Source organism: Streptosporangium sp. G12, assembly GCF_052983175.1.
Window position 1 is genome coordinate 1 of the sequence record NZ_JBRIQO010000013.1, and the last position, 12294, is coordinate 12294.

The 12294-nt window shown below is 71.2% G+C and carries 11 protein-coding genes and 1 pseudogene; 3 read left to right on the forward strand and 9 right to left on the reverse strand.

From position 1 onward, the window contains the following. Window positions 1-263 (forward strand): annotated as a pseudogene (locus ACVCAG_RS20310) (chitinase); the annotation flags it as partial. 63 nt (window positions 264-326) lie between these two features. After that, window positions 327-1703 carry a ricin-type beta-trefoil lectin domain protein gene (locus ACVCAG_RS20315; protein ID WP_447190112.1) on the forward strand — a complete coding sequence of 459 codons (1377 nt, stop codon included), beginning with the start codon at window positions 327-329 and terminating at the stop codon, window positions 1701-1703. 121 nt (window positions 1704-1824) lie between these two features. On the opposite strand, the gene ACVCAG_RS20320 is transcribed toward ACVCAG_RS20315, so the two are convergent. The 9 genes from ACVCAG_RS20320 to ACVCAG_RS20360 all read right to left on the reverse strand — a co-directional run bounded on the left by ACVCAG_RS20320 (window position 1825) and on the right by ACVCAG_RS20360 (window position 11485). Further along, entirely contained in the window at window positions 1825-2724 is a 900-nt protein-coding gene (locus ACVCAG_RS20320) for an MOSC N-terminal beta barrel domain-containing protein (protein ID WP_440081383.1), read from the reverse strand. A gap of 98 nt (window positions 2725-2822) precedes the next feature. Next, window positions 2823-4265 (reverse strand): WGR domain-containing protein, encoded by a 1443-nt coding sequence (locus ACVCAG_RS20325; RefSeq protein WP_440081384.1) that lies wholly within the window; start codon window positions 4263-4265, stop codon window positions 2823-2825. A 66-nt stretch (window positions 4266-4331) separates the two neighbouring features. Continuing rightward, window positions 4332-5309, reverse strand: coding sequence for a phosphotriesterase family protein (locus tag ACVCAG_RS20330; RefSeq protein ID WP_440081385.1), 978 nt, complete (start codon window positions 5307-5309; stop codon window positions 4332-4334). A 166-nt stretch (window positions 5310-5475) separates the two neighbouring features. After that, window positions 5476-6132, reverse strand: a complete 657-nt coding sequence (locus ACVCAG_RS20335; protein WP_440081386.1) for a DUF998 domain-containing protein — start codon at window positions 6130-6132, stop codon at window positions 5476-5478. A 313-nt stretch (window positions 6133-6445) separates the two neighbouring features. Beyond that, window positions 6446-7621: a 4-hydroxybenzoate 3-monooxygenase gene (locus tag ACVCAG_RS20340; protein WP_440081387.1), complete on the reverse strand. Its 1176-nt coding sequence runs from the start codon at window positions 7619-7621 to the stop codon at window positions 6446-6448. 189 nt (window positions 7622-7810) lie between these two features. Next, window positions 7811-8557, reverse strand: coding sequence for an IclR family transcriptional regulator domain-containing protein (locus tag ACVCAG_RS20345; protein WP_440081388.1), 747 nt, complete (start codon window positions 8555-8557; stop codon window positions 7811-7813). 107 nt (window positions 8558-8664) lie between these two features. Further along, window positions 8665-9108, reverse strand: a complete 444-nt coding sequence (locus ACVCAG_RS20350) for an SRPBCC family protein (RefSeq protein WP_440081389.1) — start codon at window positions 9106-9108, stop codon at window positions 8665-8667. 23 nt (window positions 9109-9131) lie between these two features. After that, window positions 9132-10037, reverse strand: a complete 906-nt coding sequence (locus ACVCAG_RS20355; protein WP_440081390.1) for a phosphotransferase — start codon at window positions 10035-10037, stop codon at window positions 9132-9134. Then, a complete protein-coding gene (locus ACVCAG_RS20360; protein WP_440081391.1) occupies window positions 10037-11485 on the reverse strand; it encodes a helix-turn-helix domain-containing protein in 1449 nt (482 codons plus the stop codon). The genes ACVCAG_RS20355 and ACVCAG_RS20360 overlap by 1 nt, the downstream gene beginning before the upstream one ends. Before the next feature lie 230 nt (window positions 11486-11715). Between ACVCAG_RS20360 and ACVCAG_RS20365 the strand changes: the two genes are divergently transcribed. Beyond that, window positions 11716-12000, forward strand: a complete 285-nt coding sequence (locus tag ACVCAG_RS20365) for a hypothetical protein (RefSeq protein ID WP_440065807.1) — start codon at window positions 11716-11718, stop codon at window positions 11998-12000. Window positions 12001-12294: the final 294 nt, after the last annotated feature.

A 12294-nucleotide genomic window follows, 5' to 3' on the forward strand; every position in this document is an offset into this window, starting at 1 on the left:
AGGCCGCCAACGGCTGGACCGACGCGCAGGCGTACGCCCGGATGGGCATCTCCGGCATGAACGGCCTGTCCGACCAGGGTGAGCTGACCACCGTGGCGGCCTGGACCCAGATCCGCGACTGGGCCAGGTCCAAGGGCCTGACCCGCCTGGCCTACTGGGCGGTCAACCGCGACCGCCCCTGCCCCGGCGGCGACGCGGGCTCCGAGTGCAGCGGCATCTCCCAGCCCAACTGGGAGTTCACCCGCATCACGGCCGGCTTCTAGACCGTGACGCCCCCTTCCAGTCCTTCCAGCCTCCAGCGGACACCGGATCGAAAGGAACAGCCGATGATCTCCACCAGCCCGGCGCCCCTTCCCGGCCCCCGCCACTCGCGGAGCCACTCACCGGACCACTCGCAGGGCCGCTCGCGGACGCGGCGCGCGCGGCTCGGCGGCCTCCTGGCCGCGACGCTCCTCGCCCTCGGCTCCGCCACGCTCGTCCCCTCCCCGGCGGGCGCCCAGGCCACCGCCGCGCGGAGCACCGCCGCCCAGCCCACCGCCCAGCGGGCCCTGGCGGCGCCCGCCCCCGGCCCCCTCGTGTGGTCGGACGAGTTCAACGCCGCCTCCGGCGCCGGCCCCGACACCACCAAGTGGCGCCGGGACGTCGGCGGCGGCGGCTGGGGGAACAACGAGCGGCAGTACTACACGGCCGGCAACGAGAACATCGCCCACGACGGCGCGGGCAACCTGGTCATCACCGCGCGCAAGGGCAACCCCGCCGGACTCGGCTGCTGGTACGGCTCGTGCGAGTACACCTCGGGCAAGCTGACCACCGCCGCGACCTTCACCCGCGCCTACGGCCGCTTCGAGGCGCGGATGAAGCTCCCCCGGGGCAAGGGCATGTGGCCCGCGTTCTGGATGCTGGGCACCGGAGGGGCCCAGTGGCCCGCCAACGGCGAGATCGACATCATGGAGAACGTCGGCAGCGTCCCCGGGCAGGTGCTCGGCAGCCTCCACGGCCCCGGCTACTCCGGGGGCAACCCGCTGAGCGGCAGCTACAACCTCCCCGCGGGCCAGGCCTTCGCCGACGCCTTCCACACCTTCACCGTCGACTGGGAACCCGGCGCGGTGACCTGGTACGTCGACGGCGTCCAGTACTCCAGGAAGACCCCCGCCGACACGCGGGGCAACCCCTGGGTCTACGACCACCCGTTCTTCATGATCCTCAACCTCGCCGTGGGCGGTAACTGGCCCGGCTCGCCCGACGCCTCCACCACCTTCCCCCAGCAGCTCACCGTCGACTACGTCCGCGTCTACGCCCCGCCCAGCGGCGGTGGCCGTACGGGACAGATCACCGGTATCGGCGGCAAGTGCGTCGACGTCGCCGCCGCCTCCACCGCCAACGGCACTCCCATCCAGCTGTACGACTGCAACGGCACCACCGCCCAGCAGTGGACCCTGGGCACCGACGGCACCGTGCGCGCCCTCGGCAAGTGCCTGGACGTCACCGCCGCCTCCACCGCCGACGGAGCGCAGATCCAGCTGTACGACTGCAACGGCACCACCGCCCAGCGGTGGACCTACAACGCCGCGACCCGCGATCTCGTGAACCCGGCCGCCAACAAGTGCCTGGACGCCACCGGCCAGTCCAGCGCCAACGGCACCCGCCTGCAGATCTGGACCTGCACCGGCACCGCCAACCAGAAGTGGAACGCCCCCACCTGACCGACCCCGACCGACCTGACCCGGCCTTACCCGGCCTTACCCGGCCTGACCCGGCCCGTCGCGGGCCGGAACCCTCACCCTCGGTTCCGGCCCGCGACGGGCTTCTCCCGTTCGCCGCCGCTCACGACGCGGTGACCGTGTCACCGACCGCGATCGTGCCGAGGGCGCGCGGGATGCCGAGCCGGCCGAACATGACGCCGCGATCGCCCTCGAAGACCCGGGTCCGGTAGCCGGCCAGCACCCGGAGAGGCTCGCCGTTCTTGCGTGCGGAGTCCTGGTCGACGTTGATGATGACGCAGCGCGCGCAGGGCTTGATGAACTCGATCTCGGCGGCGCCGACGCGCAGCGTGGACAACGCGTCCTCGCCGTAGGGACCGAGGCCCTCCAGCACGATGTTGGGCCGGAACCGGTCCATCGGCAGCGGGCCGTCCACGCGCCGGTTCAGGTCGTCGAGGGACTCGCGTGACAGTACGGAGAGCGGGTGGGCGTCGGCGAACGCCAGCGTGCCGCCGCCCCGCGAGGTGGGCCGGGTACCGGCGAAGCGGACCAGGCGGCAGGGCGCTCCGAGAAGGTCGGAGAACCACGCGGCGGCCACCTCCCCCTGGTCCACGCCCTGGCAGGACTTCCCGTGCACGGTCACCTCCAGCACCGGCCCGTCCACCGGCTCGTGGACCAGGGGTGTCACCGCCCCGGGCGCGCTCACGACGAGCTTCGTGCCGTCGTACGCGGGCCGCAGCGTCGCCAGCCGGGGCAGCTCCCGCTGCGACAGGTGCCGCAGGTCCGGCCGGACCAGCATGAACTCGCGGTCGTGCCGCAGCCCGGTCGGTGTCAGCTCGGCGCCGGCCAGGGAGATGCCGCCCGCGCTTTTGAGCGGGAAAACGTTCAGTTCCACAACGACGGCGACCGCGCTCTCCCCGCCGCGCGCCGAGCCCTCCCGCGCGAATCCCTCGCGCGCCGAGCCTTCACCTGGGGATTTCTTCCCCGTCCTCGCCGGGACCGCACCGTGAAAGTCGTGCACCATGTATCGGACGCTAGGACATCCACCCGGAAGAGAGGCCAGGAAGGGGCAGTATCTGACAAAATCTCGTCAGTTTTGCCGCCGACAGCCTGGCGGGAAGATCAGAGCAGGCGCCTGATGTCGCCGTACGCCCGGTAGAAACCGCCCCGCTCGGAGAAGCGGACGCCCTCGACGAGATAGCGGGCCCCGGCCTCGCGCACGCCCTTGGGGAACTGCACGTTGCGCCGCACGTCGTAGCCCTCGCTGACCACCCGCACCCGGAGCCGCTCGCCCTCGCGGAAGCACTCCACCACCACGCCGTCGCCGGTGTCGGGGACGGTGTCGAACACCACGGTCTCCAGCGCGGTGGTGGGTTCCACCACCGCCAGCCCGGCGGACGCCTTGACGTCCACGGCCTCGGGGACGGTGCCGTCCTGGGCCGCCCTGATCGCCTCCTCGGTGGCGTCGATGCAGGCCAGGGTGCCGTCGGTGGTCACGATGTAGAGGCGGTCGTCGAGATACTGCATGGAGAAGGCGGAGCCGCAGCCGGTCGCCAGTTTCCACAGGCGCTCGCCGCTCTGGTCGAAGCAGTAGATCGAGGAGTGGTTGTCACCGGCGAAGACGTACCGGCCGCCGGGGGCGGTGGCGCAGGAGAAGACCGTGGCGTCGCAGCGGTAGACCGCCTGGGAGGCGCCGTCCGACTTGCGCAGGCGATGCACGGCGGAGCGCGAGGTTCCGGCGTAGACCGAGTCGGCCTCCTGCCAGCCGAACAGCACCGCGCCGGTGAGGGGCGTCTCCCAGACCGGCGTGCCGTCGGCGGCGTCGTAGCGGGCCACCCCGGTGGAGTGCCCGTGGTAGACGGCCTCGTCGTCGCAGCGGACCATCCAGGCCGAGTCGCCCCTGCCCTTGCGCGCCCACTGGAACTCGTCCTCGTGGTCGATGGTGGTGATCCGCCCCGCGCGGTCGGAGACGCCCAGCACGCCGTCGTGGATGTCCAGCCAGTAGATGTCGACGTCCTCGGCGATCTCGTACGCGACCCTGGGGACCTTGCCGCCGAGGTCGTAGACCTTGCCGTCGTCGGCGCCCGCGTAGATCCAGAAGTCGTCGCCGACGATGCACTTGACCCCGTCGGGCAGCTTGAAGCGGCCGGTGACGGTACCGCCGTGGGTGACGGTGTAGACGTCGCCGCGCTGGTTGCCGACCCAGCAGCGCTCGGAGTCGACGAAGATGCCGAACGCCGCCGCGCCGCTGGCGAAGCGCCACAGCACCGGCGCCTGGGTGGCGGTGGAGCGGGTGCTCTCCACGCTGCGCCGGGTGACCGCGCGGCGCTGGCGCACCCCCTGGACGGCGGGGGCGTAACCCCGGCGGACCTTCTCGTTGATCTTCTTCGCGGCGGCCGCCTCGGCCTTCGCCGCGCTGGCGAACGCCGACGCCTTGGCCTGGCCCGACTCGCCGATGCGGCCGTACCTGATCGTCACCTCGGTTCCGTCGACCACGACCTCGTAGAACTTGTGCGAGCTCCCGCCGTCCTCGGACAGTTCCAGGTAAGTGCTCCGCGCGGCCATGCTCCACCTTCTCGGTTGATCGACTTTCCGGGAGCGTAGGGCAGCCGTACGACAAATAACGAAAAGTCAGGAAAAGTAGCGGCGAGGATTGTCGATCAGCATCTGGTCCACCTGCGCGTCGCTCACCCCGGCCTCCCGCAGGGCCGGGAGCACGTCGTCGTGGATGTGGCCGAAGTGCCAGTTGGGCGCGGCCAGCGGTATGCCGTCGTCCCAGGCCGCGCCGAAGTAGTCCATGAAGCACGCGCTGTCGTGGCTGAGCACCATCCGGTCGGCGTAGCCGCGCTCGCAGAGCGCGACGACGGTGGCGATCCGCGACGCCGTGGAGTTGTAGGCGTCCAGCCCGAAGCGGTCCATGCCGAGCGTCGCGCCGGTGTCGGCCAGCCGCATCAGGTGGTCGAGGTCGTTGGAGTCGCCCGAGTGCCCGAGCACGACCTTGGCCGGGTCGACCCCCTCCTTGACGAACAGGTCCAGGACGACCAGCCCGCTCCCGGTGGAGGGGTTGGTGTGCACCGTGATCGGTACGCCGGTCCGCAGGTGGGTCCGGGCGACCGCCCGGCAGATCCGCTCGACGCCGGGGGTGAGCCCCCTGCTCTCGATCGCGCACTTCAGGAACGCGGCTCTCACCCCGGTGTCGGCGATGCCCTCGACGATGTCGCGGGAGAAGTCCTCGACCATCGGCTCGGGCACGTCCATCATCAGGCCGGGGCCCCGGTGCTCGTACTGGTGCGGGACCTCGTCGAAGGAGTAGATCCCGGAGGCGACGACGATGTTCAGCTCCGGCACCTGGTCGGCCACCCGCCGCACACGCGGGATGTAGCGGCCCAGTCCCCACACGGTCGGGTCGACGACGGTCTTCACGCCTTTGGCCGCCACCGCCCTGAGCTTGGTGACGGCGTCGGCCACCCGGTACTCCTCGTCCCACCACGTGCCCCTGCCGTAGTTGTCGACGTGCTCGGGGGAGAGGACGAAGACGTGCTCGTGCATGAGGGTCCGGCCCAGGTCGGCGACGTCGACGGGACCTCTGACGGTGTTCACGACCGGCATGCGCGTCCTCCGGGGGATGGTCCGACCGGCCGGCGGTGACGTACCGAGCGGTCGCTTCCTGCGAAGGTAGGCCGGTGCACCGGGACCGTCAACCTGCCACGCGGAGCGGACCGCGCGGGAACGTTCGGCCGGGAACGGTCGGTCCGAGCGGACCGCGCGGGAACGGTCAGGCGCGGGCGGTCGCCGGGAGCGGACGGTGGACGCGGCCGTGCCTGGCACCGGCCACCAGCCCCAGCATGGCCAGCACCGCCACCTCGAACCCCACCACCAGCCTCTGGATCACCCCGGCGGGGATGTCGTCGTTGGTCAGGTCCACACCGAGCATCCGCACCACGTACGGGAGGACCACCAGGACCAGCACGCCCAGGGCGGCCAGGCTGAGCAGCCGGACCGGGCGGGCGTACGGGCTGGTCGCGTACCGCCTGGCCAGGAGCAGCCCGGCGACCGGCATCGTGAGGAAGGCCACGAACGCCGCGTACCGGTGGATGCCACCGGACATCGACAGCGGCACGCCGGGCTCGTCGGTCGGGAAGGCGCCGATCAGCAGCATGCACAGGCCCCAGGTCCCGACCAGCAGGGCCACCGCGCGATCCTCGCCGCGACGGGCCAGCATGGTCCCGATGATGGTCGCCGCGACGGAGAAGAGCGTGAGTGACAGGGGCAGCAGCCAGCCGTCCGCCTCGAACGCGTACTCGCTGATCACGGTGTGCACCGGATCGAGACCGGTGACCACGTGCAGTCCGAGCATCGTGACGGCTCCGGCGCCGATCGCCGCGTAGCCGCCGAGGATCATCGTGTGCCGCGTGAACGCCTGGCTTCCCATGCCTCAACGATGGCGACGAGCAAGATCACGGAGTATCGGAGACAGCCCTCGGCCTCCCCTGAACGGTCCCGGATGGCCCCCGGGACGGGGTAGGGCCCGCCCATCGGGGATATTTACCGCTATACGCCCCTGAACTGCGCGAAGGCCCGTAGTGGTAGGGCATTCCCCCTCAGGGTCCCGCTCCCGGGGGCTGTGCCCCGAGGAGCGGCTCGTCCGGGGCACTCGCAGCACGGTGACACGGCCGGCGGAGACGAGTCAGTACAGGGATGAGTCGGTGCGGAGGTGAATCGGTGCGGGTGCGGGCCGGCGGGAGTCACGGGAGGGTTCCGGGGTCGAAGGGCAGGCCGACGTAGTTCTCCGCGAGCGTGGTCGCCGCGGCCTCGGAGGAGGTGACGTAGTCGAGGTGGGAGGTCTGCAGGCGCCGCCCGTAGGGGTCGTCGGCGTCGAAGGTGTGCAGCAGCGTCGTCATCCACCAGGAGAAGTGCTGGGCGCGCCAGACGCGTTTGAGACAGCCGTCGGAGTACGTGTCCAGCAGTCCGGTGGAGCCCGTCGCGTAGAACTCCGCCAGGGCCGAGGTCAGCAGCCGGACGTCCGCGACGGCCAGGTTGAGCCCCTTGGCACCGGTGGGCGGCACGATGTGGGCGGCGTCCCCGGCGAGGTAGAGGTTGCCGTGACGCATGGGCTCGGCGACGAACGAGCGCATCGCCGACAGGTCCTTGGAGATGATCGGCCCCTCGGCCAGCGCGAACCCCGGGACCGTCTCCAGGCGGGCCCGCAGCTCGGCCCAGATCCTCTCGTCCGGCCAGTCGTCGAGCGAGGCGTCCGGGGGGACCTGGAGGTAGAAGCGGCTGATCTCCGGGGAGCGCATGCTGTGCAGCGCGAAGCCCCGGTCGCTGTGGGAGTAGATCAGCTCCTCGGACGACGGCGGGACCCGCGCGAGGATGCCGAGCCAGGCGAACGGGTAGTCGCGCTGGAAGACCGACAGGACGCCCTCGGGAATCGACGGCCGCGAGACGCCGTGGAAGCCGTCGCACCCGGCGATCACGTCGCAGTCGAGGCGCTCGCCCTGGAAGGTGAGGTAGGGGTCCTGCTCCAGCGAGTGCAGCGCGACGTCGGGGACGTCGAAGAGGATCTTTCCGCCGTCGGCCAGCCGCCGGGCGATGAGGTCCTTGACGACCTCCTGCTGGCCGTAGACGGTGATGGCCCGCCCGGGGACCAGCTTCTCGAAGGCGATGCGGTGCCCGGCCCCGCCGTAGCGCAGCTCGATGCCGTGGTGCGGAAGCCCCTCCGCGCGCATCCGGTCGCCGACACCCGCCTCGTTGAGCACGTCCACCGTGCCCTGCTCCAGCACCCCGGCCCGCACGCGCTGCTCGACGTACTCCCTGCTCCGCGCCTCCAGGACCACCGAGTCGATGCCCCGCAGGTGGAGCAGATGGGAGAGGAGCAGCCCGGCGGGTCCCGCGCCGACGATCCCGACCTGAGTTCGCATGCACCGAGCATTCCGTACCGTCCGCCCTCGCACACCGTCCCCTTCCGCTCAGCGGAAAACCCCACCCTGCGGGAGCGGGGGCGGGGGCGGCCGTGAACGTCCGGCGGGAACGGGAGGTACCGGAGCGGGAGGCCGGCGGCGGGAAACACCGGCGACGGGAGACACGCGGCGCGAGGCGGCCGCGAACGCTCAGCGGGGAGCGGCGGCGAGGTCGCGGGAGAGGGCGGCGGCGGCGGACAGCACGGCCGGTGCCAGCCGTCGCGGATCGGCGGTGTGCCGCCAGGTCACCAGCGACAGCGCCGCCACCACCCGGCCGCCCGCCCCCCGTACCGGCGCCGCGACCGAGCAGGTGCCCACCGACATCTCCTCCTGCGTGCGGGCGATCCCGGTCCTGCGGACCTCCTCCAGCTCGGTACGGAGCCGCGCCGGGTCCACCACCGTGTTCGGCGCGTGCGGGGTGAGCTCCCCGGCGAGCACCCGTTCCACCGTCTCCGGATCCGCGAAGGCCAGCAGGACCTTGCCGACCCCGGTCGCGTGCAGCGGCAACTCCCCCGCCACGCGCGAGACGACCGGCACGGAGGTGGGCCCGCGCAGTCGCTCGAGGTACAGTGCCCGGTCGTCGCGGAGCACCGCGAGCTGCACGTTCTCGCGGGTGGCGGCGTAGAGGTCCTCCATGTACGGCAGGGCGAGCTCGCGCAGCTCCCTCGGCTCCGCGGCCTGGGCGCCGATCTGCCACAGCAGCATCCCGACCCGGTAGGAGCCGTCGGGGAGCCGCTCCATGAACCCGCCCTCCACCAGCTCCTTGACCAGCCGGTGGCCGGTGGCGGGCGGCAGCTCGGCCCGGCGGCAGATCTCGGTGAGCGTCAGCCGCACGTCTCCCGGCAGGAACGCGCCGAGGATGGCCATGACCTTCCCGGTGACCGTGGGCGCCCTCACGCGCCCCAGCCTAGGTCCTGGCCCGCGGATCCCGCCGTGCCGCCCGTGACGGGACCCGTGACGGGACCCGAGGCGGCATCCAGGGGAGGGAACCCGGGGGCCGGAGCCTAGGGAGCGGAACCCAGGCGGGAGGCGAGGACCCCGGCGCGGGCGAGCTGCACCTCGCGCGCCTTCCTCGCGGCGTAGCCCAGCAGCGGCCTGACCCAGGCGTGCACCACGAGGATGTCCTCGACCTCGGTGCCCCCGTCCTTCTCGTTGAGGGTGAACCGGTAGTCCAGGCGCACCCCGCCGGGGCTGTCGACCTCACCCTCGACGGTCCGCGGCGTGCTCCGCAACGTCACCTTGATCATGTTGTCGTACTTGACGAGGCCGAAGAATCTGAACCGCTCCACCGAGGTGTAACGGGTCTCGGCCTCGCCCCGCTCGACGTCCTTGACGGCGACCACCATCGGCGAGAGCCCCACGTAGCTCTGCGGCTGGCTCAGATGGGCGCGGAGCGCCTCCGGGGTGTTGCGAACATGGAAAGTATTACGCAGAGTGACCTTTGGCATACCATGCCCCCGTTTTAAGATCTTTACTGGGAGACAGTAACGGGTTCGGCCATGTACCAGCGGGCATGTTGCTCACCTCGGGTGAGGGAGTCCAGCCTGCGGGGAAGCTCGCGCCGGGAGAACGGGTCGGCGGCGGCGTTGCGGATGTGGATGCCCACCGCGTAGATGTCCCTGACCTCCATGAGAGTGGAGTATCCCGGCCAGGAACGCAGGTCGCTGCCGTACGCGTCGGCGAAGGCGTCCACGTCGGCGGCGGTCAGGCCGAAGCGCCGCTGGCCGTGGTAGGTGTGGACCAGGTCCCACTCGCGGGGGCCGACCGCGACACCGTCCCAGTCGCAGAGCACCACGTGACCGTCCGTGCAGCGCAGCAGGTTGTCGATCCACGCGTCGCCGTGCAGCAACACCGGCGCGTCGTCCACGCCGAGGTCCGACCAGCGCTCCGTCAGCTCCGCGATGCGGTCGCGCAGCCAGGCCCGCTGGCAGGAGGTGAGCTCCTCGGACCGGTCCACGGCGCGGCGCACCTCGCACAGCGGGTCGACGAAACGCCGCAACGCCACCGGCGGGACCGGCAGCAGGTGCAGGCTGCGCAGGATCTCGCCCAGCTCCGTGGTGGTGGGACGGCCGCTGGCCGGAACGTAGTGCCAGAAGGTGACGACCCTGCCCTCGTGCACCACGGGCTGCTCGGAGATCTCGTCGGCCGGGCGCACCGCGGGAAACCCCTGCTCGGCGAGCCAGCGCGCCACCGCGAGGACCAGCGGCAGCCGGGTCAGCGCGTTGGGAGCGGTGGCGATCCTGACCACGATCTCGCTGCGCAGCTTGAAGACGGCGTTGCTGCGCACCCGCAGCAACTCCGCGTCCCTGTGGTCGATGCCGAGGTCCTCGCAGACCTCCCGCAGGACGGTGAACGCCTCCTCGGCGAGCGCGTTCATCAGCCGACCGGCGCCGCGCCGGTGACCAGGTCGTTCAGTCGTCGCACCGCCGCCGCCCTGTGCCTGGTCTGCGGCACCTCCGACAGCAGCGCCCGCGCGCGGTTGAGCACGATGGAGGTGCGGTGTTCCGGCGGGACCTGGAGCAGCGCCTTCTCCGCCAGGTGGCAGGCGTCGTCGATCTTGCCGTCACGGACCAGGTGCGCGGCCTGGTCGAGCAGGAGGAGGACCGGGTCGATGGCGTACGGCATCGAGGGCCCGGCGGGCCCCGGGTTCCAGTCGACGTCCTCGCCCAGTTCGATCAGGGTGCCGATCCGGTAGAACTGCAGCCGCCGCTCGGAGAAGCGGAACGCCAGGTGGTCGTGGCCCTCGGGGGGCATCCTGGCGAAGATCCGCTCCGCCTCGGCGAGCGCGATCCTGGCGGCCTTGTGCTCGCCCATCCGGGCCAGTGCCCGCGCCTCCGCCGCCGCGCCGAGCGCCGCCGGGGAACTCGGCGCGCTGCCGGCGAGCATCCTGGCCTCGCGGGCCAGTCGCACGGTCTCGGCCAGGTCGCCGTAGTAGTAGGGGAGCATCGCCTGCTGCGCCCGGACGAGAGCGCGCAGCCGCACGTCGCCCATGTCGTCGGAGGCGTTGCGCGCGGTGCCGTACCAGGCGTGGGCCTGGCGGGTGTCGCCGAGCTTCATCAGCGCGTCGGCCGACAGCAGCGCCAGCATGACGGTGGCGTTGAGCAGGCGGCGCTGGGCCATCGCGGGCTGGCGGGCCAGCGAGAGCATCCGGACGTCCGACAGCTCCAGCATGAGCCGGTAGAGCATCGGCAGCGGCGCGCTGCTGATGTACTCGCGCCGGTAGCGCAGCACCTGCTCGTCGAGCCGGTCGAGTTGCTCCTCGGAGACGGTGGCCAGGGCGAGCGTACGGTCCAGGTCCTGGCGGGTCCGCTCGACCTCGGCCAGCAGCCGGCCGGTCATCACGGACTTCGAGCCGAGCAGGGCGTGGTGGAACAGCGCCCGCCGCTCGATGTCGTCCTCGGACCGTTCCCGTTCCTCCGTCTGGTACGGCGCGCGGGCCTCGCCGCCGGAGACGACCACGACCTTGGTGCCCCCGCCGTCCTCGCAGTAGTCTCCGGCCAGACCCAGTCTTACGGCGTTCGCGCGGTACAGTCGGGCCAGTAGATCGATGGTCTGCGGGCGCGGCCGTGCCCGGTTGTTCTCCCAGGCGTTGAGCAGGTCGATGCTGGCCCGCGCCTCGCCCAGGTCCTGGCGCTCACAGAGCTCCTCCAGTTCCTGCACGGACTGCCTGGCCGACCATCCCCTGGCCAGGCGGTGTGCCTTGAGCAGGCTCGCCCCGCAGCAGCCGTGGATGGCCTGCGCGGTCTGCCAGTGGGTCCACTGCCTGGACGCCGCCTGCTCCCGCCACCGTCGCGCGCACGCGGGGGAATGCTCACCTCGGGCCACGGCGCCCCTCCCGGTCGCTGTTTACACAACATTAACAAACACGCACCTCAGCGTAAACGCGGCTGTGCGCGACGTTCCTTTTATTCGCGGTTTCTCCACGGAACATCAACGACTTTCCGGTCTATTCCACTGTTCCCGAGGGGGGTTGCGGGGGGACCGATTGCCTCAAGTGCCACAAAACCGCACTCTGCAAAGAAGCAAGTCACGAGTGTCCGCCAGGAGTGATCCGGATGATGGCAGAGCACGGCCAGGGCATCGACCACCTGCGTCGGTTGGCCGCCCAGTTGGAGGCGCACGCCTTCCAGGTGCGGCTGAGGTCGGCCGCAGGGCTTTATCCACGGCTTCATGTGATCAACCCCATGGCCCCCGCCAGGACCGAGGACGTGCTCGCCGCCCACGAGGAGGACGGCGAGTGGTGGTTCTGGCTGTCCTGGGCGGGGCGCATCGGCCACGCGGAGGACGTCGCGACGGCCGCGGAGCGTGTGGCCAGTGTTCTTCATGTGATACGGAGATAGGTGATTCTTGGGCCTGGCATGGGTAACACCCGGTGATCAAGCCCAGAATGGAGCGGCACCGTGAAAAGGATCCTGGTCGTGCAACGTCCGCGTCCGCCCCGTGAACCGGTGCCGCTCGATCTGCGCAGCCCCTCGGGTCGTACGCTCCCCTTCTGACGACCCCCGGCGATCCACATCGGGTCGCGCCTCCCCTTCGGGAACGGTTGGCGAAGAGACCTTCCCGCCGCTCCCAAGGGGAGGTCAACAGGCACGATCCTCCGTCACCTACGGGGTTGCAAGAGGCTTTCAAGCGTT

Bases quoted from the DNA above. Each gene is read 5' to 3' on its own strand.
- ACVCAG_RS20320 (WP_440081383.1), bottom strand. From the start codon at position 2,724: ATGGTGCACGACTTTCACGGTGCGGTCCCGGCGAGGACGGGGAAGAAA.
- ACVCAG_RS20335 (WP_440081386.1), bottom strand. From the start codon at position 6,132: ATGGGAAGCCAGGCGTTCACGCGGCACACGATGATCCTCGGCGGCTAC.
- ACVCAG_RS20355 (WP_440081390.1), bottom strand. From the start codon at position 10,037: ATGAACGCGCTCGCCGAGGAGGCGTTCACCGTCCTGCGGGAGGTCTGC.
- ACVCAG_RS20350 (WP_440081389.1), bottom strand. From the start codon at position 9,108: ATGCCAAAGGTCACTCTGCGTAATACTTTCCATGTTCGCAACACCCCG.
- ACVCAG_RS20330 (WP_440081385.1), bottom strand. From the start codon at position 5,309: ATGCCGGTCGTGAACACCGTCAGAGGTCCCGTCGACGTCGCCGACCTG.
- ACVCAG_RS20365 (WP_440065807.1), top strand. From the start codon at position 11,716: ATGATGGCAGAGCACGGCCAGGGCATCGACCACCTGCGTCGGTTGGCC.
- ACVCAG_RS20315 (WP_447190112.1), top strand. From the start codon at position 327: ATGATCTCCACCAGCCCGGCGCCCCTTCCCGGCCCCCGCCACTCGCGG.
- ACVCAG_RS20325 (WP_440081384.1), bottom strand. From the start codon at position 4,265: ATGGCCGCGCGGAGCACTTACCTGGAACTGTCCGAGGACGGCGGGAGC.
- ACVCAG_RS20340 (WP_440081387.1), bottom strand. From the start codon at position 7,621: ATGCGAACTCAGGTCGGGATCGTCGGCGCGGGACCCGCCGGGCTGCTC.